Here is a 1,122-nt window from a genome sequence, read left to right on the forward strand (position 1 = left end):
ACCTCCTTCATCGCGAGATTGTAGATCGGCGCGTAAGGTTTTCCAGCGATCAATGTGCGGCCGCCGAGCTGGGCATAGTCACGCGCCAGCGCGCCGGCACACCAGATGATGCGTTCGCCACGTTCGACCACGATGTCGGGATTTGCGCAGATGAAAGGCAGGTTCCTGGCGCGCAGCCGCCGCAGGAGCTCCGCGTAATCCTCGGGCTTCTCGACCTCGTCGTCGAACAGGCCGGTGCAGACGACGCCGGATGCCTCGAACTCCTCGACAAGCTCGACGTCGAGACCTTCATAGAGGGTGAAGTCGCGGTCGGCGCCGATGTGGAAAATCTTGCGCGGCCCTTCGGCGATCAGATCCCGGGTCACGTCGCCTGAGGTAACCACCCGGTCGTAGGCTGACGGTGGAACACCGATCGCGTTCATCTGCGCTACGACATCGGCACTTCTGCGCGGCGAATTGGTGATCAGGACGACGGGGATTTTCGCCTCTCGAGCCCTTGCCAATGCGGAGGCTGCCACAGGGAAATGCGTTTCGCCATTATGGACCACCCCCCAGACGTCGCACAGGATTGCCGAATAGGCCTTCGACACGTCTTCGAGCGAGCCGATGATTTCAGGCGAATCCGCCATGCCGTTTCCTTCAGTCATGATCGTTGCGACCGCCACGACAGACGGTTCGCCGCAGCCGGTTCGGATTAGCCGAACCATTCCGGCCTGTCACCAGCTTTCGCCAGGCACGATTGGTTAGCGGTTGGTGAAGTGCTGACCCGGCAATAGAGCGATTTGCCAAACCCGGCCTTCAGCGTTTTGTGGAAAGCTGGCGTCGATCGAGAATCCGCCGGCGGGGGCCGCTCCAAGACATGCATGGACTTTGGCGTCAGTTCTGCCGCGACCAGCGCGGCAACTATGCTCTTATGACGGTCGTCGCGATGGTTCCGCTGATGGGCACCCTGGCAATGGCCGTCGACTTCACCGAGATGAGCCGCGAAAAACAGGCGGTTTCGAACGCGCTCGATGCCGCAAACTTCGCCACGGCGCGCCGGCTGACGGAGGGTGCCACCGACGACCAGTTGCGGGCCTATGCGCTCGACTTCTTCAATGCCAACCTCAACAAGATCAATCC

General features: G+C 61.3%; 2 protein-coding genes. One reads left to right on the forward strand and one right to left on the reverse strand.

What is annotated here, in order from left to right:
• Window positions 1-629: TIGR01459 family HAD-type hydrolase (locus tag EN914_RS36160; RefSeq protein WP_164779203.1), on the reverse strand; the 629-nt coding region annotated here is incomplete at its 3' end.
• Window positions 630-859: 230 nt separating this feature from the next.
• On the opposite strand from EN914_RS36160, the gene EN914_RS36165 reads away from it, so the two are divergent.
• Window positions 860-1,122: TadE/TadG family type IV pilus assembly protein (locus EN914_RS36165; RefSeq protein ID WP_206527331.1), on the forward strand; the 263-nt coding region annotated here is incomplete at its 3' end.

It is taken from the genome of Mesorhizobium sp. M7A.F.Ca.CA.001.08.2.1 (assembly GCF_003998455.1).
In the GTDB taxonomy this organism is placed as follows: Bacteria; Pseudomonadota; Alphaproteobacteria; order Rhizobiales; family Rhizobiaceae; genus Mesorhizobium; species Mesorhizobium ciceri.